This window comes from bacterium (assembly GCA_041648665.1).
Classification (GTDB): domain Bacteria; phylum UBA10199; class UBA10199; order 2-02-FULL-44-16; family JAAZCA01; genus JAFGMW01.
In genome coordinates this window covers 35,851-55,350 of the sequence record JBAZOP010000010.1, presented here as the reverse complement: position 1 = coordinate 55,350, position 19,500 = coordinate 35,851, and the positions used below count along the sequence as shown (strand labels likewise).

Annotated in this window: 14 protein-coding genes; 9 read left to right on the top strand and 5 right to left on the bottom strand. The window is 58.2% G+C overall.

Annotated elements, in window-relative coordinates; genetic code table 11:
• Window positions 1–76: 76 nt before the first annotated feature.
• The gene (locus WC683_05725) at window positions 77–1,396 is read right to left on the bottom strand and encodes an NCS2 family permease (protein MFA4972091.1); all 1,320 of its coding nucleotides are present in this window, start codon (window positions 1,394–1,396) and stop codon (window positions 77–79) included.
• Between the two features lie 246 nt (window positions 1,397–1,642).
• Between WC683_05725 and WC683_05720 the strand changes: the two genes are divergently transcribed.
• Window positions 1,643–1,897 carry a hypothetical protein gene (locus WC683_05720; GenBank protein ID MFA4972090.1) on the top strand — a complete coding sequence of 85 codons (255 nt, stop codon included), beginning with the start codon at window positions 1,643–1,645 and terminating at the stop codon, window positions 1,895–1,897.
• A gap of 97 nt (window positions 1,898–1,994) precedes the next feature.
• Entirely contained in the window at window positions 1,995–3,605 is a 1,611-nt protein-coding gene (locus WC683_05715; protein MFA4972089.1) for a radical SAM protein, read from the top strand.
• 3 nt (window positions 3,606–3,608) lie between these two features.
• Here WC683_05715 and WC683_05710 read toward each other — a convergent pair whose 3' ends face one another.
• Entirely contained in the window at window positions 3,609–5,291 is a 1,683-nt protein-coding gene (locus tag WC683_05710; protein MFA4972088.1) for a S41 family peptidase, read from the bottom strand.
• Between the two features lie 237 nt (window positions 5,292–5,528).
• Between WC683_05710 and WC683_05705 the strand changes: the two genes are divergently transcribed.
• From WC683_05705 to WC683_05695, 3 genes are all read left to right on the top strand, one after another.
• Window positions 5,529–6,932: a hypothetical protein gene (locus WC683_05705; protein ID MFA4972087.1), complete on the top strand. Its 1,404-nt coding sequence runs from the start codon at window positions 5,529–5,531 to the stop codon at window positions 6,930–6,932.
• 248 nt (window positions 6,933–7,180) lie between these two features.
• On the top strand, window positions 7,181–11,446 hold the full coding sequence (locus WC683_05700) for a hypothetical protein (GenBank protein MFA4972086.1): 4,266 nt from the start codon (window positions 7,181–7,183) through the stop codon (window positions 11,444–11,446).
• 51 nt (window positions 11,447–11,497) lie between these two features.
• Complete coding sequence (locus tag WC683_05695; protein ID MFA4972085.1) at window positions 11,498–13,015, top strand: hypothetical protein; 1,518 nt, start codon at window positions 11,498–11,500, stop codon at window positions 13,013–13,015.
• Here the strand turns inward: WC683_05695 and WC683_05690 are convergent.
• The 3 genes from WC683_05690 to WC683_05680 all read right to left on the bottom strand — a co-directional run bounded on the left by WC683_05690 (window position 13,006) and on the right by WC683_05680 (window position 15,297).
• A complete protein-coding gene (locus tag WC683_05690) occupies window positions 13,006–13,362 on the bottom strand; it encodes an STAS-like domain-containing protein (GenBank protein MFA4972084.1) in 357 nt (118 codons plus the stop codon). The two genes, WC683_05695 and WC683_05690, sit on opposite strands and share 10 nt — an antisense overlap.
• Window positions 13,359–14,174, bottom strand: a complete 816-nt coding sequence (locus WC683_05685; protein MFA4972083.1) for a hypothetical protein — start codon at window positions 14,172–14,174, stop codon at window positions 13,359–13,361. Before WC683_05685 ends, WC683_05690 begins: the two co-directional genes overlap by 4 nt.
• 124 nt (window positions 14,175–14,298) lie before the next feature.
• A complete protein-coding gene (locus tag WC683_05680; protein ID MFA4972082.1) occupies window positions 14,299–15,297 on the bottom strand; it encodes an MBL fold metallo-hydrolase in 999 nt (332 codons plus the stop codon).
• 210 nt (window positions 15,298–15,507) lie between these two features.
• Here WC683_05680 and WC683_05675 point away from each other — a divergent pair, with 210 nt between their 5' ends.
• From WC683_05675 to nusA, 4 genes are all read left to right on the top strand, one after another.
• On the top strand, window positions 15,508–16,119 hold the full coding sequence (locus tag WC683_05675; GenBank protein ID MFA4972081.1) for a hypothetical protein: 612 nt from the start codon (window positions 15,508–15,510) through the stop codon (window positions 16,117–16,119).
• Complete coding sequence (locus WC683_05670; GenBank protein ID MFA4972080.1) at window positions 16,116–17,168, top strand: hypothetical protein; 1,053 nt, start codon at window positions 16,116–16,118, stop codon at window positions 17,166–17,168. Before WC683_05675 ends, WC683_05670 begins: the two co-directional genes overlap by 4 nt.
• A 289-nt stretch (window positions 17,169–17,457) precedes the next feature.
• Entirely contained in the window at window positions 17,458–17,961 is a 504-nt protein-coding gene (gene rimP, locus WC683_05665; GenBank protein MFA4972079.1) for a ribosome maturation factor RimP, read from the top strand.
• 43 nt (window positions 17,962–18,004) lie between these two features.
• Window positions 18,005–19,492, top strand: coding sequence for a transcription termination factor NusA (gene nusA, locus WC683_05660; GenBank protein ID MFA4972078.1), 1,488 nt, complete (start codon window positions 18,005–18,007; stop codon window positions 19,490–19,492).
• Window positions 19,493–19,500 lie beyond the last annotated feature (8 nt).

Sequence of the window (19,500 nt, the reverse complement as noted above, 5' to 3'; positions counted from 1 at the left end):
GTAGAAAAACGGCTGCGCGCCTTCGAGCATAGTGCGGACGCTCTTTTTTTGCATCTTTGCCATGTCCCCTCCGGGTCTAATTAGAGATCAGTATGAACTTGAGCACGAACAGCGCGCCGAGCACGTAGACCAACCAGTTCGCCTCGCGCCACCGGCCCGTGATTATCTTGAGAACGGGATAGAGTATGAAGCCGAGCGCGAGCCCGTTGGATATCGAGTATGTGAGCGGTATTGCGAGACAGGCGACCACGGCGGGCAGCGCCTCGGTCCAGTCCGCCCACTCGACCTTGGACATGTTCTTGAGCATGAACGCGGCCACGATTATGAGCGCGGGAGAGGTGGCCTGCGGCGGCACGATTGAGATGATCGGGTTGAAGAAGAGCATGACGATGAAGAAGAGGCCGACCATCACAGCGGTGAAGCCGGATCTGCCGCCCTCTGCGATGCCGGCCGTGGACTCGATGTAGGAGGTGACCGTCGATGTCCCCAGCGCCGCGCCGGCCATTGTGCCGACCGCGTCCGCGGAGAGGGCGCGTCCTGCCCTGGGCAGGCACTGTTTTCCTCTCTGCCCCGGCCTCATGAGCCCGCCTTGTTCGGCAACGCCGATGAGCGTGGCCACGGTGTCGAAGAGGTCCACGAAGAAGAATGCGAAGATGATCTCGACGAGCCCCAGCGCAAACGCGCCCCCGAAGTCGAGCTTGCCCAGGGTGGGCAGGACCGAGGGCGGCATGGAGATCACTCCCTGGGGCGGTTTTGCCACGCCCACGAAGACCGCGATGATCGTGGAGATGAGGATTCCCCAGAGCAGCGCGCCTCTAATCTTCTTTGCAAGAAAATATCCGGTGATGACGATCCCGAGCAGCGCGATGATGGGGCCCGGCTTTGAGATGTCTCCCAGCCCCACGAAGACCGCGTCGTTCTTGACCACGATGCCGGCCTGTTGCAGCCCCACGAAGGAGATGAAGATGCCTATGCCGGCCGCGACCGAGTGCTTCATGGAGTCCGGGATCGCGTCCATGATCTTCTCGCGCATGCCGGTGATCGAGAGTATCAGAAAGAGCGCGCCCGCTATGAAGACCGCGGCCAGCGCGGTCTGCCATGCTATGCCCATGACGATGCATACCGTGAAGGCGAAATAGGCGTTGGTGCCCATGCCGGGAGCCAGCGCGATCGGGAGCCTGGCGTAGATGCCCATGAGGATGGAGGCGAAGGCTGCGGAGAGACAGGTCGCAGTCATGACCGCGCCGAAGGGCATGCCCGCCTGCGCCTGGATCGAGGGGTTGACGAAGGCGATGTAAGCCATGGTGAGGAAGGTGGTGGCTCCTGCGATGACCTCGGTCTTGTAGCTTGTGCCGAGCTTCTCGAACTCGAAGTAAGAGGCGATCGCCTTGAGCATGAGTCCCCCTTTTCCGAGGGAGATAAAAACATTTATTTGAAGGGAAGGCAAGGAACAGGGGAGGGCTGTCCACGCGCGTCGCTGCAGTCGGCGGTTTGACGCTCGCTGTCTATTTTTCTCAAAACAGGAGGGGCGATCTGTCGGGTAGCTTCTTATATTTTAAGAGGTTTCATCGGTTTTCCTATGGCACTTTAATTGCATATATCTTAATGTTGTACAAACGACCTTTATTTAAAGGAGGAACCTATGGGACGGATTTCAATCAAGAAGGGAGTGGCCCGCAGCAAGATCAATGTTGCCAAGAGGGGGATAGGGGGGAAGATGGGCGCTGGTGCGGATGATGAATTTCCGAATTGCCCTTGTATGCTCGACGATACGTGCCCTGCCGATTGCGGCAGCATATGTGACCCTGACGTACCCAACAAGGTCGGCAAGGTCAGTCTTGTGAGCAATCCGGTCAGCAAGCTCAAGATCGGCAGTCGGAAAAGGGTGATACGCTGACGATAACGATTGTTTGTGCTGAATCGATGCGCTATTAAGTTCATCAGGTCGCAGACGGCCTGATGAACTTGTTTTTAACAAGGGAGATGGGGAGACCATGGGTGAACCTGCGGCCAGGATCTTTGCAGCGGCGGTAATCGGTGGGATGGCAACAGAGACAGGAGGGGAGAGGCAGGGGTCGGCGCAGGGGAAAGAAGAGGTTTCTGAAGCCGACATCCTGCTCGTCGAGAGCGAGGAGGAGCTCCGGCGCGTCCGAGCCGCCACGGATCTCAAATTTCTCGACTCCGCATTGGATCGCAATATCCTCTTTGCTCCGGAGCTATTCCTGGGTTTCCTGATCAACGACGCAGGCAAGAGGATCCTTCGCGATATCTTGGCAGGGAAACCGCCGGTCTTCGAACCACGGACCGTCGCTTTGGTGAACTACCTGATCCTCCACGACATACTGACCGCGGAGGAGTCTTCGGACGCATCCGCCGCGTCATCTGATGCGACACCTCCGGCAGAGGAGGCAATGCCCTTTGCGCCGATGAGTGTCACGCTCTGTCCCACTACGGAGTGCAACCTCCGCTGCATCTACTGCTATGCCTCGGCCGGCGAGCACGTCAAATACATGTCCCCGGCCTTGGCCCACAGGGCCGTCGACTACGCGCTTGGCAACGCTGTGGCCGGGGGGAAAAAGTCCTTCCGTGTGGGGTTTCATGGCGGCGGTGAACCGATGATGGCCTTCGACCTCGTCTCTGACGCTGTTTCGTATGCCCGTGAAAGGACAAAATCTCACGGTCTTGAGCCTAATTTCATGATCGGCACCAACCTCTGTTACGATCGAGCACGGATCGATTTCCTCATCCGGAACATGGACTCGGCCTGTGTCTCGCTGGACGGCAGTCGCGAGATTCAAGATCGTCAGCGGCCGCAGGCCGACGGCAGCGGGAGCTTCGACACCATAGCCCGCAATCTTCACATCCTGGATGAGCACGACTTTTTGTATTCGATCCGCGGCACGGTCACGCGATTGAACTTCCATGAGCTCCCGGAGATTGTGGACTACCTGACCGACACCTTCAAGGCTCGGAGCTTTCATTTCGAGCCGATCACGCTGGCCAGCCGGGCGGTGACCAACGACATGCACGGCGTGACTTACGAAGAATATTCTGAGGCTTACTTCAAGGCGTGGGAGATCGCCCGTGCAAAGGGCAAGGAATTCAGCATAAGCGGCACCGACATCTTTTCCGGCAGGGCTTATTTTTGCGGCGCCTCCAGCGGCAACTTCTGGGTTACGCCCGAGGGCAACGTCACCACCTGTGCGGAGGTCCTTTCTGCGAGGGACCCGCTTGCGCGGACCTTTGTGATCGGGCGCTACGATCCCGTGGCCGACCGCTTCGACATCGATGAGGAGAAGGTGCGTCTGCTGCGTAAACGGCGGAGCTGCGAACTCCCCGGATGCAGCTCATGCCTCGCCCGATATCTCTGCCGCAGCGGCTGTCCGGTGCGCGTGCTGCGCTGTGGCGGCGATTATCTGGAGGCTGCGGGGATCCCGGAGGGGCGCTGCAAGTTTGTGCTGGAGGTCGTCAGAAGAAAACTAGAGGTGCTGCTCACCCATGAAGGGTCCCGGCTGGAGGAGGAGGACTATCTGGCACTGGCCGAGCCCGGCTCTCTTCAAGAAGAGGAACTGCAGGTCGTCGATTTCGATACCGGCCGTTTCTGATCCTCAATCTCTGCGGCGAAGGTCGCGCAGCGCTGCCGCAACATCCGGGTCGTGCTTGAGTAGCAGCTCGCGCGCATTGGTTTCGTTCCATATCCCTTGTTCGGGCTCAAGCTTTTTCATCCTTTGGACCGCGTCGCAGCGGCCGCGCCAGTCCTCGACCTGCCAGGTCGTCACCACGTCGGGGATCGTTCCCTCTTGTTCGTTGATCGCGCCGTCGGAGGATGCACCGAGTATCCAGGGGAAGCGCACCGCCATCAGGCTGTTCGGCAGGACCGCAGGGAAGGGATCGACGCCGATGCCGTCGCCGCCGGTCTGCTCGCCCACGATCACGGCCCATCCGCTCGCCTTGGCCCATGCGGCGAACATCTCCGAGGAGGAGTAGACATCGCGGTCCACGAGCAGATAGATCTTCGCTGTGAGCGGCCTTTTTCGTTTCCCATCGAAGAATTCTTCGCGCCGATAGAGGGCGTTGATCTCGCCGCGGCGCAACTCGTCGAAGACGTTGGCTGGTGCCCTTTCGCCCGGGAAAATCGTCGATATGGGCTCGATCTTCGCATCGATGAAGTCGCGGGTGGTCTCATTCGCATTGAGTCCGTAATAGACCTCTGTGCTGATTCCCGAGCTGAGCATGGCGCCTAGGATCTCGTCCGACCACAGCACGCTGCTGCCGCCGGTGTTGCCGCGCAGATCGAGTATGACGGCGCGGGCGTCGGCGTGTTCGTCGATGAAGCGTTCGAAGGCGGCCGCACGGCCCGGCTCCTTGCGCATGCTTTTGAAGCTGTCGAGCTTGACGTAGGCGACCTCGCCCGGGATCAGATCGAGGTAGAAGTAGCGGCCAGGCGAGGGGCGATGGGTCATGCATCTGCTGCGCTCCTGCACGTCGATGGAGCGCACCGTCGCGCGGGTCCCCAGATCGTCCACCTCGAACTCTACCCCCGAATCTTCGCTGAGCTCTGACAATAGATTTTTGGCGAAGATTCCGCCTGTGATCGCATCCTCGCGCAGTATCAGGCTCTCCTGGTTGCGCGAGATGTACTCGTCGACGGAAAGCCCGTCGATCCCCACGATCGGTGTGCCGGCTGGGAGCCGGCTTCCGTCTACCAGCTCCAGGTCATCCCGGAGGAGGTAGCGGCCGTCCAGATAATAGGCGTCGAACTTGAGCGGCGGCCTGCGTTCCTCCTTCAGGACCGAATCCCAGTATACAGCGCTTGAGAGCGCCTGCGACAGGACCTCCTGATAGGGCCGCATGGATGGATTATCTTTCTCGGCATAGAAGCGAACCACAATCTCGCTGAGAACGGCCGCATGGCCTGTATGGAGTGCCTTCATCATCCCATCGATCACTGCGGCAAATTCGCTGGGTTCCTCTGCGCGGCGCGCCTGCTTAAGCCACTGCTCGTGCTTCGAGGTCCACGGCTCATAGCCGAGCCGCGAATGCACGCCGAAGAAGGGGAATGTCTTCGAGACAACGGAAAAGAGATAATCGACGTCCTCGACGCGCCTGTTCGCTTCCAGGATGCATGGATCGATGCATGAGGGAGGCGGAACAGGAATGTAGAAATCCTTGTCTGACGCAGACGTTGCCGAGGCCTGGCATGAGGCCTCGCAACCCTCTCCCTGCGGCATGACGCCGGCGGTCTGGGGCGCGCGAGTCGCGAGATCCGGCACGCGGGTAGTCGAACCCATCCGATTTCCTCCCTGAAAGGTCTCCATATGGTTTTCGGCTGAAAACTGAAAATGTTGTGTGTTTTCGCAAAGGTTAACTATCTGAATTATCTAGCTTATTTTCCATGCAACAAAACACGGGGCATGCCGATACAGACGAAGGTAATCAACCGGGGCAAGAGGGTCGATTTGTTAGCAACAAATAATTATGTGAAACGATAAATATATTAAGATCAGTCAATTCTAAGGGAGGGGTAAATGGGTGGAATCTTGACGCCAGGCGTGACGCCTGCGATGGCAACCGGTTTTTCAATCGGCGCTGTTCCCAATCCACTTACGGCCGTAACAGCACCTGCCATCGGCCATGGCAACGGAGGCGATTCCTTTGTCAACGTCCCCACTGATTCAGGCGTTCGAATACACCAGTTGATCAGGACCGTGTCAGGACCAGACGTTTTCTGGTCGCGCGAACCTCACAGGGCCGTGAACGCCTTGAAGGCTTTCTCCCGCCAGGGCAGCCTCAGCGAGGCAGACCTTGTCCTGCTCGCCTATAATTATGAAAATACTGCGTTCCTGAATATTGCCGTGGCGAATGAGCGAACGCCGTCCATGGCGCTCATCAGGATTGCCGAAGGTCCGAACATAATTTTTTCTTCGGGCATAGAGTCGCGCGCCGTTCAAATCCTGGAGGAGAGGGCCCGGAAAGGCCAGTTCACGCAAGTCGATCTCATGCTCGCGGCCCGCGCCACGGATAGTAAAGCGCTCATGATGATCGCCGCCGATAATCCGCTGACCGACAGGGCCAGTTTGTTCAACCTTGCCTTCAGGCCCGGAATCTTGGGCAAGGGTACCTTCAGCTCCGTAGCCAAGGTGGCTGCGAGGACCTTGGCGTCGCTTGCGGAACAGGGCCTGCTCTCTGCCGATGAAATCCTGTTTGCGAGGGAAGTGCACGAGAATCCGGTCGTGCGCGACGCGGCGATCGAGTATGGGGAGAGGGGGCTTGGCACCAAAGAGGGCCAAATTATCGCCGATCTCACGATGAAGGCATGGAGCGATGATCTCAATGCCCGGAGCGCCGCAGCTCAAGATGCGCGCACTCCGACCCCAGTCCTGATGGATCTTGTCAGAGAGTTCGAGCACGATGACATTCGCCGTGACGCGTTGAACGCGCTTCGTGCGCGTTCAAAGGCTGGAGGGTTGAGCGAGGTGGAACTCGCCTACATTGCCGTGCATTTCAGGGAATGGCATGACCTGCAGTCCGTCGTGATCGCCAGCGACAGAAGCCCCGGGTTCGCTCTCCTTAGGCTCGCGTGGAATGATTCGGGCATGAGCCGGGCTGCCGTTGAAGCGCTTCGCTCCCGGCAGGAGAGGGGGCTCCTCACTGAAACAGACCTTGCCCTTGCAACGATTCACGAAAATCCGAAGGTGCGGGATATCGCAGCCAGGGACACAAGGACCTCGGTTGATCGCCTCCTGGAATTGTCGCGTCATAGCGATTATTACAATCCCTACTTAAACGAGGAGGAATTGCATCCGGACGCATTAACCGCCGAATCCAGACTCGAGGCCCTTGCAAGATCCGGCCGTCTTACCGGTGACGATCTGTCGTCTGCCGCCTCCCATCCATCCAAGAGGGTGAGAGGTTTGGCTGCTTCGAAATAACACGCCGACCTCATCGGCGCGTCAAGAAGCCAAGTTATTCCCACAAACCTGTTTTTCCACGGTCCGTGCCGAACCTGCTTCCTTACGACTCGTTAAATGGCAGGTTCTATCTAACCCGCTTAATTATCTAGCTTATTTTCCACGCAACAAAATGCGGGAGCATGCCGATACAGCCCAAGGTCCCTTATCTGGGCAGGAGGACTAGTGTTTCTTTTCCCATGCGCGGGTGTTGAAGACGGAGAGGATGCATGACCACAACAATTAAACCCTTGGGCCTTACACCAACGCTTGTCCCCATGCTCGGCGCGGGCGTTGCTGCTCCTTTGCAGCCGCTCTCGGCTTTCTCCACGCCCAATGCGATCGCGCAACACTTGCTTCAAAACCCAGCTATTGCCTTTCGGCAACATCCGCTCTTCACACCTCCTCCTGATGAGCGACTCTTCAGCGTGCGGGTTTCGGACGATATCAGCCTCCGTTACACGCAACGGGAATTCGCAGGCTTCCTGCGGGATCTGCAGGTACACGATATCCATGCGGCACGCGCGAACGGGAATAAAGAACGGCGCAAGACCCACCCGGACGTTGCGGGCCTGGAGGTGAAATCGATCGGCAACTTCCTTTATGGTGCTGAGCACGACGCTGATAGGGTGATCTGGTCTGTGCGCGAGGGATTGCCTTCGACCGTGTTTCTCGAAAATGACGGCGTTGCACTGATAGATGCGGAAGTCGCTTCTGCTCAGCTCCTGGTTGGTCTTGGGAATGCAAGGGAGTCCAGCAGGACCATCCTCGTGCGTGGGGCTTTGAATGGCAGGAAGACGATCCTCGCGGTCCACCCAGAGTTCCGGGGCTATGATCTTGGTTACCTGTACGAGTGGTTTCAGAAGAACGCCTTTGTGCCGGACGAAGTCGTAGTGGTCGGTGGGAGAGGTAAAAACTGGGATGTGGATGAAGAGGAGGAAAAAGAAGACCTGATGCGCTCGTCAGAGGATTCGACCATCGCCATAAAGTTCCACGAAGCTTCAGTCGTGATGGTGGGCACAGAGGGCTACAGCCTTGGGACAAACGACAGGTTCGAGCATGTCGCCTGGGAGGGAATGCAGCCATTGGCTGCGGTCGATGCATCTCCGGCGTTGGAATCTGACGTGGGCGTGGGTGTGATGCTCAAGTCCTCGGTCGAGGGGGTGATCCAGGAGTTCGTGACGCAGGACGGATTGATAGCCCTGACAAAGGATCAGCTGGCGCGGATCTTTGAAGGGGTCGGAAAGAATCAGTCGCTGCATCAGCTGAGGAGCCTCTTTGAACAGGGTTTTCATGATGACAAGATCTTCGAGGGCTTCGGAACACGCGAGGAACTTGAAAGGCTGAAGCTGGAGATGTGGGGTCATGCGTTCACGCTCTTTGCGGCGCCGGATGTCATGGCTGTGCTCAAACCGAGGTTTGCAGGCGACGAACGCATCGGCAGATTCAACTCATACTACTACGCCTTCTCCCGGATCGTGCGCACGACGAATTCAAGACAGAGTTATCGAGTCCGGCCCTTTCTCTGGGAGCTTCTCAATCATCTCAAGGAAGCCGGCCTCGTGGTTGACAAGGACGCTGATTTTCTCTCCACGATGATCCATGAGGGATTGTCAGACAACTTTGACAGATATGACGGCATAGGAGATCACGACACGCACGTCTGCGTGCAGCACATGTTTGGCCGTTTCAGCGCATTCCCGTTCCGCTTCCTGGCAAATCGGCTGAGCCTGCTCTCCATAGTCGGGGGATACGGCCGCGACTCAAATGAGCCGGTCCTGAGACTCCTGCGGAAATGGGGCTGGCGCGGGCTTGTGATTGCCGAATACCTGAGGGGCGACAGCGGCGGTCGTCGCTCCGGGGCTGTAGACGGCTACGGGAAGTCTGCGGCGTTGGCGGAGAAATATGGTTTTGAACCGATAGGCGAGGTGATGTCGCTGAATGAAAGCTCTTACAGGAGTTCCGCCAGTTACCTTCTGCCCGCGAGCGAGCACCTGATAAAGGGCCGCGAGGATCTGGACATCCATGATGAGGGCTCGCTGATCAGCGGCTTCGTACAAGAGTATCAGAGGCTTCTCGGCAAATGCGCTGACGCCTGCTATTGCCTCAAGCCGCTTGCGCGCTTCATAAACAGCAGGGAAGATCTGGATCCCACGAGGAAGGGCTCCCTGGGCAGCCTGCTCATCGATATCCATGAGCGAGTCAAGGAGAGCGACGCGCATGGGGGCATCTTCATGTTCGGCATCCCCGCGATTGCGCACCTCATCACCGACATATCCGAGCTCGATCCCGGACAAAAGGACTCAATAGCGAGCATCCTGATAGCGAAATCATCCGCTTTCGACACGTACGGAAGGGACGCTGTGAGGTGGGCGGACGTGGCGAAGATCTTCCCGTTATTGAGGTCCAAGGCCGAACTCGTGGATCTCCTGGATAGCGTCCCGTTCTGGAACGACTACCTCGCAAACTTCAACACCCTGACAGAGCTCTTGAACGAAGAGCCGGCATGGAGGGAAGAGAAGAGGGCTCTGGACAGGGATGTGGTCGGCCGTGTCGTGCTCAAGATCGTGCAGTCGAAGAGGCCGGTATTTACACCTCTATTCAGCAGCGCGTCGGCCGCCAAATCACTTGTTAGGGATAGATATCGTCCGCTGCGCGAGTTCGTCGCCGACGAGTCGGTCGACATAAACGTCAGGATCAATGTCCTGGCTGATTATTCGGAACTCCTCCAGCTGGACGATGAGTTGAACCCCTCTGATGGCTGGGGGCGCCACAGACTCATGGATCGTGAAGCGGCTTCGGCGCTGGATCCTCTGCTGGACGCCGTCGCGGGCGAGGTGAATGCCATAATCGAGGAATACCGAAACGCCGCCCCTGACAAGAGGGTCCAGCGCAGCAGGCTCCATGCCCGGATCTCAAAGAAGCTGAACTCGCTTCGGTATTCGCTCGTCAGCCACGTGCTCGGGCGGGAGATCACCGAGGCGGAGTCGAGGCTCGTCTCAGAGGGCCAGGGCTACATGAGGATACTGAGGCTCGTGAGCCTGGCCTACACGATCGAGGGCGGCGATGGGTTCCGTCAGGGGGCGCTCGCCAGGGAGATCGTCAAGGGTGCGCTGAACGTGCTCTTTGCGAATTACGACCCAAAGGCAAAAGGCGGCGAGCAGGCGGCCGTCGATGCAATGAATCGCTGGCTCTATTCCCTCGGGAAAGAGGATGTGACGGCCCTGTATCTGGCTGCTGATCCATATGAGAATGAGGGTCGGGCCAGGCATGAGGCTGAGGCGGTGCAGGGGAATCAGGCTCTAAAGACCCAACTCGTCTCCAAGGGCTACGACGAACGCCTCTGGGAGGGCGGGGTCGATCTGCAGGTGAGGCTCTCGGAAGGGCTCACCGAGGAGGATAAAAGGGAGCAGATCCGGACCGCCACGTTCGAGTTGGTGGAGATCGCGCTGTTGCTGGGCGTCGAGAAGTTCAAGGGCAAAAAGCTCACGCTCGATCTCGCGCAGGAGCTCGATTCCTACGAGAAGGCCTCCGACTTCGTGAGGGAGGTCAGACAAGGCGCGCACCGAATCAGCGACGAGCTATCACAGAGGTTGCGCCTGATCCTCGAGGCAGTCGAGGACATGCAGCAGCAGGTGGTCTCGCCCGATGTCGCGGCCGCGACATTCCGCGCCACAGTGAAGAAGGACCTCTTCACAGAGGCGTACGCAGGCGTGGGCGTGCCTGGTTGTTTCAATCCGCGCGGAGTCCACCGCGAGATGCCCTTCGTCCATGCCACTGAGGCCAACTCGGGATTCATGCAGGTCTTCAACGGGAGGGGCGATCAGGTTGCAAACGCTGTGGTCGTCTACTCCGATGACGGCGCATACGTCTATCCGGGCTTCAACTCCAGCGCGTACAACATGGACAGGGTCTATGCGGAGGCCATAAAGGATCTCAGCAGGTACGTCCCTGCCGTCTACATGAATTCGGCGTCAGCCGGGCTCAATTCCCTGAAGCAGTATGCAACAAAGGTGGAGAAGAAGCTCGTGGTTCCGCCGGCGATCATCACGGACCGCTACTATGATCTTGGCAATGTGGGCGAGGATGGAAATCTGACGATTGAGCAGGAGTTCTACGTCGTGACGGAGGAGTCGATAAGAAGGGGCGGTGGATTTGAAAAGCGCCTGATCCATGCCGAGGCCTCGGATGACATGCCGGAGATCCGCTGGCAGGCGCTTGCGGATCAGTTTCTGAGCCCGAATTTCGAGAGGTATCCGTTCCTCGCGAAGCTTGAGGATCCAAAGGCTCTTCTTCGGACGATGACCGCGGTGAAGTCCGCCTTCCTCGCGGGCGGGTGGCAGGTCGCCGATGACGGGCTCTATGACGAGATAGGCGCGATCGTGGCGGGCAAAGTCGGCGATGTGGACATGGAGGTGAAGGACGGGGTCACCGACATGGTCATCGACTTCCTTGCAGCGCAAAACTGGCCGATGGAACACTCGTCGGGCATATAGACGCGAAGGGCGGTGTTTTTTGTGATGTCGATTGGGCAGACCAACATAGGCATGATCGGCAGCAGCGGGCTCTTCACCGGGTCTGGGATGGGGCTGTGTCCATACGCCGGAGTCGGTATCAACGGCAACGTCGCGGCCGGGGGTTTTTCGGTCTTTCATCGCGCCGGCGCCTCGGCCTCCAACTTCATCTATTCCCCATCGAACAATTTCCGCGCACACGCGCTGCTCGCTGCGCCTGAGTCTGTGGGCGGCAATTCGGGGAGCGCTCCATCCGCGCCGGGGGGCGCGGGCGGCGGCGACGATGGAGATGGTTCATCTGATGATTTGAGCTCGATGATAAGGGAACTTCTGGCTGATGACATTGCCGCCTATGGTCATCTGACGCGAAGAGATGAGATAAATAAAATACTCGGCACTGTAGTGGATCAAACCGTTTTGGCAGGATTAACGGTCGAACACATCTATCAGGTCATCGGCGCCATTCTGAAGAATCCGGTTGCCAGAAGGATGGTCCTCGAAGATTTTGAAGGAGACGATACGTGGAAGCAATTCTTTCAGAATCCGGAGGACGAACACCTCATCTTCAGGTGGGGCATCGATGAAGCGATTCGAGTCAAGGTGCCGGACAATAAGAAGGCGATCCGATTGCTCAATCTCTTTCATCAACAGCTCTATCGCTATAATGGCGTTGAGGCCATCGAGGGCCTGCCTGAGATCGTGAAGCAGTTGCGCGGCCTTGGCATGTCATCCGACGAGATGGCCGGCATGATCTTGGAAGTCGTGGAGACCAGCGGCGGCTACTCATTCCTGGCATTTAAGTCCGTTCCAGTCGCGCTGAGCATGGGGCTTTCTCGCGATCAGATGTTTGCGCGCTTTGCCGTTGCGTTGGAAATCTCAATGTATATCTACAGGACGCAAAATCTCCGGACGCACGGCATCTTCCGGGCGTTGCCACATTTCATTAAGGCCGGATTGGAGCCTGAGGAGATAGATCGTTTATGCTGGAATTCCTATAAACACGTCATCGGCTGTCTTGGGAACTTTCAGCAGATGGGGAGGGCGTTTCCTGCGGCGGCAGAGAGAGTGGCGTCGGTCTTTTCCCGCGATCAGATCGTAGGCGTGTTCGACAGCATCAATGAACAATACAAGGCGCTCTCCAGGATCGTGTATTTTTATCTTGCAGCTTGCCTATCTGAACCAGCGCCCGGGGAGTCTACGGCCCTGGCCAGGCCTCTTGAGGTGATCTCTCTATTTCTGGATGGAGAGAACAGGGCAACTCAGCTGGGGAAGGCGGTTGCACTTGCAGGCAAGGGTTGGCTCTTTGGACGTGGCAACACAGATTACGGGGAGATGATGAGAAACCTCAGGGACAACCTGGCCCGCGAGTCGGTGGTGCAAGGCCTGCTGGATTGGTATCAAAGTGTGGAAAAGGGTGCGGGCTCTCAAGATATAGATCGCATTTCCAGATTTGTCGGGATGCAGCTTGCGCTCGGAACGGTGATAAATTTCTTTACGCGCAACAAGCAAAACGACGAACAACCACCGCACCTTCTGCCTTTTCAGCGTTGAACTCTTTTCCGCTCCTTTACGAACTCCTCGAACGGACGAACGGGTTCGGCCTTGCGCGACTTGAGGGCCTGAGTGTCGAACAAGTCCTCCATAACCTTACGGTCCCGCGGGTGGAGATTCTTGAACGAGATGGCAGACTTCAGTTTCTCCGGAGTCCATCCGTGGCTTGCCAGCTTTGCCAGGCCCTCGTCGAGGAATGAGGTGCTGGCGATGATGAGCCCGCCGAAATCGACCTCCACGCGGCCGCCTTCATTGACCGCATCGAGGATCATGTTCCTCAGTCTCTCGCCCGCCTCGCGGGACATCCGGTCGTCAGGGAACTCCTTTTTTATATCGATTCTCTTCATCTGCCCCCCTTGAGGGAGAACCGGGCGAAGCACCAGGTCCCGCGCAGCGCGAACTTTGTCTTCCCGCGCTGCGTGCGGCGGGTTTTGAAATACCTGCGCACCTGCGCGCCGCGGCTCATGATCGTGAGTTTCCCCTCATGACGCTTCAAAAAATGGAAGAAATAGGCGAGTCCGACCCCGCCGCTCCGCCTGCGCCTTGTGGTGATCCCCTCCTCGAGTGCGAGTTCCAGGTATTCGAGGTCGCTTGCGCGGTCGTAGCGCTGCTGCATCTTCGCTGGAATGCTGATGCCCATGTCGAGTACGCCGGCGTGGAACTCGTTCTCCCAGATCCCTGAATAGACGTAGTAGCGCTCCGCAGTCGAATGATCGACCGTGTTCTGCATGAGCTCATTGAGGATCAGGGTGCAGTCGTAAGACAACTCGTCGCCTGCGACCTTTGCAAATTTCTCTCGAAACCGTTCTGCGAAGAGGGGGTCGAGTGACGTGCGGCCACGCAGGATCATTGAGGCGTCCTCGAAAGAGTTCGCCTCAGGAGGGGGGAGGGTTGAGAATTCGCTGATTCTGATCATGTTTCGAATGACCGGAATTTCTCTTAAGTGCTTGGGCACGAAAAGGCAGTCTATGCGATTGCTCTGTTCGATGAAGGCGTCGAAGAGACAACAGAGGATCGCCATGCCTGCGGGAGATATGGATTTCACATCCTTCCAGTTCAGGCGCAGGTATTTCTTTTTTGCAGACCTCGAACTTTCCAGGAGGTCCAGGGCCCAATCGAGCCTGCCGTCATCTATATGATTTGGAAGGTTTATTCTCATTGCGACCCTAAGTATAGTCGCAAATAGCCATATTTTCAACAAAATTGGCATTATTTTACTATTAAAAGTCATATAAATAATTGTTTTAAAAAGATATAAAGTTGCGACTATATTTGTGTCGCATTCACTCTAGAATCACCCTGTACCCCCCATCCCCGTCCACCTCTATCGTCACGTCGCTGCCTGCGACGATCGGGCCTTCGATATCCAGCCAGCCGCGTTCGGTTTGATAGACCACAGCGCCCGACTCGATCAGCCGCTCGATCACGGATGCGTGCGGATGGCCGTAGTCGTTCCCGTCGCCCACGGAGATGATCGCGATCTCCGGCGTCACTGCGTCGAGGAAGGCCTGGTTCGTGGCTGTTTTGCTGCCGTGGTGCGCGACCTTGAGCACATCGATGTCGCCTGCGAGCGCGGCGAGCGGAGTCTCGACGTCGGGCGTGTCGTACGGCGGCTCGCCTCCGCCTCCGGTGATATCTGCCTCAAGTAGCATCTTGAATCCCTCGTAAGAGAGCATCAGCGCCACACCCATTGCGTTTTCGTCCGCAGGGTCTCCCGGGTCGATCTCTGTTCCGTCCGCGAACAGCGCATTTGCAGCCACAACCTCCAGAGCGACATCCCCAAGCTCAATGCGGTCGCCGGCATGAACGGCCTGCCTGGGACAGTCGGGGAGGGGCCCATAATCCGCAAGAGGATCAGATCCTTCGTCGCCCGGTTCTTTTCTCTCATATATAGCTCCTATCCTGATGTCGTCGGGGGTCCCCGGCGCTCCGTCGGCTCCGCTTGCGATCTCGGAAAGGCCGGCCATGTGGTCTGCGTGGTAATGCGTGATTACGATCGCTGTGAGCTCGTCGATGCCCCTCTCGATGATCAGGGGGAGCACTGAGAGGCGGCCGGCGCCTGCGGGGCCTGCGTCCACGAGCATCGCCTCGCCGGATGGGGTCCTGATCAGGATCGCGTCGCCCTGGCCCACGTCTATTGCCGTGATCGAGAGCAGGGCATCGGCTTCCCGGGATCCGGCGGCCGTTCCTGCTGCAGGGTTATCCCTGCCGCGTTCAAGGCCTGAGACAGGGCCGCAGCCCATGAATATGGCGATCATCAGGACGATCGAAGCGTTGCGCATGCTGTGGCTGTGATGCATCGGGCGTGCCAGGAAAAATCCCTGCAAAGTCGCGCGTTGATTTTTTTTGCCTGCCGAAAACTGTGCAGGGGTGCAGCGATTCTGTGCACCCCCTCGTCAAGAGAGCCGCATTATGAAAGGGAAATTTTTGGCACGGAAAATGCTTTATCAGGCCGCGTGCATCCCATCGCGCTAATCACAGCTGTTCTCGCCATGGTCCTCGCCAAGCCTGCGGTCAATGCGCCGGTCCTTCCCCCTGTGCATGAGGTGCAGAGAGTCGCCATCGAGCACGCGCAGATAGACGTGAGCGAGGCCCGAGGCTGGCAGCGCAAGGCGAGGAGGGCGGCCTTGGTGCCCAAGGTCCAGATCGACTATGGCTACAGGTTCAAAAACAACATCAACATCGACATAAACGACAACGTCTACGTGGGCGCCAGCGGCGTGGTCGTGGGTCCTGAGGACGGGAGCTATTCGAGCGTGGGCACCCGCGACAACAACGTGGGCGTCCGCGCTGTCTGGGAATTTGGCGAGGCGGTCTTTTCCGCCAAGGAACTCGCTGCTTCTGCGGAGGCAAGGAGGGTGGTGGGGTTTCGGAACGCGATAATCGACGACGTGGCCAAGCGCTACTACTCGATCGCGGAATTTCGGAAAGAGGCCGTGCTCCTTGCGCGGATGAAGGCTGTGGCAAAGGACCCGTCTGTGGTGGAGCACAAGATATTTCTGCGCAAGGTTGCGTGCGAGGAGGCGGCGGCCGCGCTCGACGGGCAGACGGGCGGCTGGTTCATGAACGCGGTCCAGGGCGAGCCCTGCAGGGAGGACTCATGAGGATATCGCATGCGCTGATTATCTGTCTTGTTGCAGCGGGTTGCGGGATGCCGGGCGCTGGCTCGTATGAATCGCTCCTCTCTCTCCAGCCCTACGTCGTCTCTGTGGAGCCGGTCGACGGCTCCATGGCCGCGGAGCGCGCCGCAGTGGCCGTGGAGTTCTCGCGGCCTGTGGCCCCTGACACGGTCGGTCCGTTCACCCTCGCAATAGTCAAGGACGAGGGAAAGGATGCCGCTGAAGTCGTGGACGAGCTCATGGACAAGGATATCGAGGGCGCGGAGGGCGTGTACGAGTTCGCGGGCGAGGGCAGGGTGGCTGTCTTCCGACCTGCCCTGGGATATGAGCCCGGCGCAGGATATCTCATCATAGCCAGCACTGCGATACAGAGCGTGGAGGGGCTGCCGCTGAACCAGAGCGCGGGGAGCTCTCCCGCCCCCTTTGTGAGCGCCTTCAAGGTAAGCGGCGTCGATGGATCCGAGAGCTCGGCGTCGACAGGGGCGGGCGGCGATGGAGGGGAATCGATAGAGCGCGTGAGACCGAGCTTTCTTATGATCAACGAGGTCATGTACGACGCGATCGGTTCCGACACCAACGGGGACGTATTTGTGGAGCTCTTGGGCGAATCAGGCGGCGATATCTCGGACTATAAGATTCTGTTCATAAACGGCGAAGATGGCGCGATCAGCGACACCATAGAGTTGCCGGAGGGTGCCCTGGTCGGGGATGACGGCATATACCTCATCGCCGACGCAAAGACCGGCGAGCCGGGCGTGAGCAACGTGGAGGGTGCAGAGCTCGTGCTCAACTTCGATCCGCAGAACGGCCCTGACTGCATCCAGCTCCTTGATGCAGAGGGCCTCCTTCTCGATTCCCTGGGCTACGGTTCACCCCTCGTGTCTTTGGCGACGAACGGCCTTGCCTGCCATGAGGGAGGGGCTGCCATGGACGTTGCGTCGGGCATCAGCCTTTCGCGGTCAGGAGGGGTGGATACTGGGGAGAACCAGCTCGACTTTCAACCCATGGATATCCCGTCGCCTGGGATTCCCTGATGGTATTATTTAAAATATATTAGAGTATATAATACATATCATATAATAGAATTTTCATTCCGCTCTTTTTATTTGCGAAATAATTACGATAAATTAATTAATTAGACATTTAATCTATTGTGATACTTTAAATTGTTTTTCCTATTATTTCTAAGTGCAGGAAAAATTAAAATATTTTCTCAAATAACCTTGCGCACCAATGCTGTTTGTATATAGTCGCGCCGTTGTCAGCTCATGTGAGTTTTACGCGAAATGGGCCCGCAGGGACCCATTTTTTTTATCCAAAACGATGTCAATAGACGCGAAGGCAATTGAGCACAGGGCAGAGGAGTTGGCCACCCCGATACTGGCCAACCTGGGCTATGGCATTGTGGCCAGCGAATTCTGCTTTGAGGAGGGCCGTTGGCTCCTCAGGATCTATATAGAGAAGGATGGCGGGGTCACGATCGCAGACTGCGTCAGGGCCTCTCACGGCATCGAGGACATCATCCTGGTGGAGGATTTCATACCGGTGAGCTACAACCTCGAGGTCTCCTCGCCCGGCATATTCAGGCCGTTGAGGAGCAGGGGGGATTTTGAGAAGTACGTGGGCCAGAGGGCTAGGATAAAGACGCTCGAACCCGTAGATGGCAGGAGCAACTTCAGGGGGATCATCGCAGGGTTCGAGCAGGGCTCTGTGGCCATATCGATAGACGGCACCAAATTCCTGGTGCCCATGGAAAAGATAGGGAAGGCGAAGCTCGATCCTGAGGAAATAATGCCCGGCAAAGGCGAGCGCAGGATCTCAGGCTGACGCCGTGAACACATAATAGGGACCATTTGAGGAGGAAGCGGCAATGGGAACAGGAATGTTTCAGGATTTGAACCGGGTGCTCGACCAGGTGAGCAAGGACAAAGGCATCCCGCGCGAGATGATCATCGAGGCCATAGAGACGGCCTTCCTCACGGCCGCGCGGAGGAAGTGGGGGCACCTGGGTGAGCTCGAGGCGCACTTCAACGACGAGAACGGCGAGATCGAACTCTTCCAGTTCAAGACCGCCGCCTCCGCGGTCAATGACCCCAACACCGAGATGACCTTGGCTGAGGCCCGCGAGCTTGATCCTGATGCGCAGGAGGGCGACAGCATAGGCGTGAAGATGGATCCTTCGGTCTTCGGTCGCATAGCGGCGCAGACCGCCAAACAGGTGATCATACAGAAGGTGCGCGAGGCGGAGCGGAACATAATATTCGAGGAGTTCAAGGGGAGGCTGGGCGAGCTGATCACCGGCATCGTGCGCCGCTTTGAGAAGGGCGATATGACGGTGGACCTCGGCCGCACCGAGGCCGTGGTGCCGAAACAGGAGCAGGTGCCTTCCGAGAGCTATCGCGCGGGCGAGCGCCTCCAGGGATTCTTCCTCAGGATAGACAAGGACGGCAAAGGCCCCCCGATAGTCCTCTCCAGAAAGAACATCGGCCTGCTCATCAACCTCTTCACGATGGAGGTCCCGGAGATCGCCGAGGGCATAGTCGATATCAGGGTCGCCGCGCGCGAGCCCGGGGTGCGCTCCAAGATCGCGGTCGCGTCGCGCGATTCGGACGTGGATCCGGTCGGCGCGTGCGTCGGCATGAAGGGGTCGCGCGTGCAGAGCGTGGTCGGAGAGCTCAAGGGCGAAAAGATCGACATAGTCGCGTGGGACAGCGACCCCGCGCGCTTCGTCTGCAACGCGCTGGCTCCCGCCGAGGTGGTGAAGGTGATCATACGCGACAGGGAGCACGCGATGGAGGTGGTGGTCCCGGACGACCAGCTCTCTCTGGCGATAGGCCGCAGGGGGCAGAACGTGAGGCTGGCTGCGCAGCTGACCGGCTGGAATATCGACGTCTACAGCGAGACGCGCATAGAGCAGGTGGCGTCGCGCGCGCGCAAGGTTCTCTCGGAGGTGCTGGAGATGGATGACAGCACCGCCATGATCTTTTACTCGCACTCCTTCCGCAGCTTCGAGGACATAGCCTCCTCTGAGTTCGAGGACTTAAGCCAGGTGCCCGGCATGGGCGCTGAGTTGCTCACGAAAATCCACGCCAAAGCCAAGGAGGCGGTGGCCGCCGGCCGGACCACGCAGGACATGATCACCGAGATCATAAAGCAGGAAGAGGAGGCGATGGCGCGCCGGAAGGAAGAGGAGGCGGCCGCAGCTCTGGCTGCCGCCGCAGCAGCGGCGGAAGCGGCTGAAGCAGCGGCGGGGCAGGATGCGGAAGCGCCGGCTGAGGCCAATTGCGAGGGCGAAGTTTCTGAAGTTTCTGAAGATGAAACCAAGTCTGAAGATGAAACCAAGGTGGAGCAGTCCTAAAACTCCGT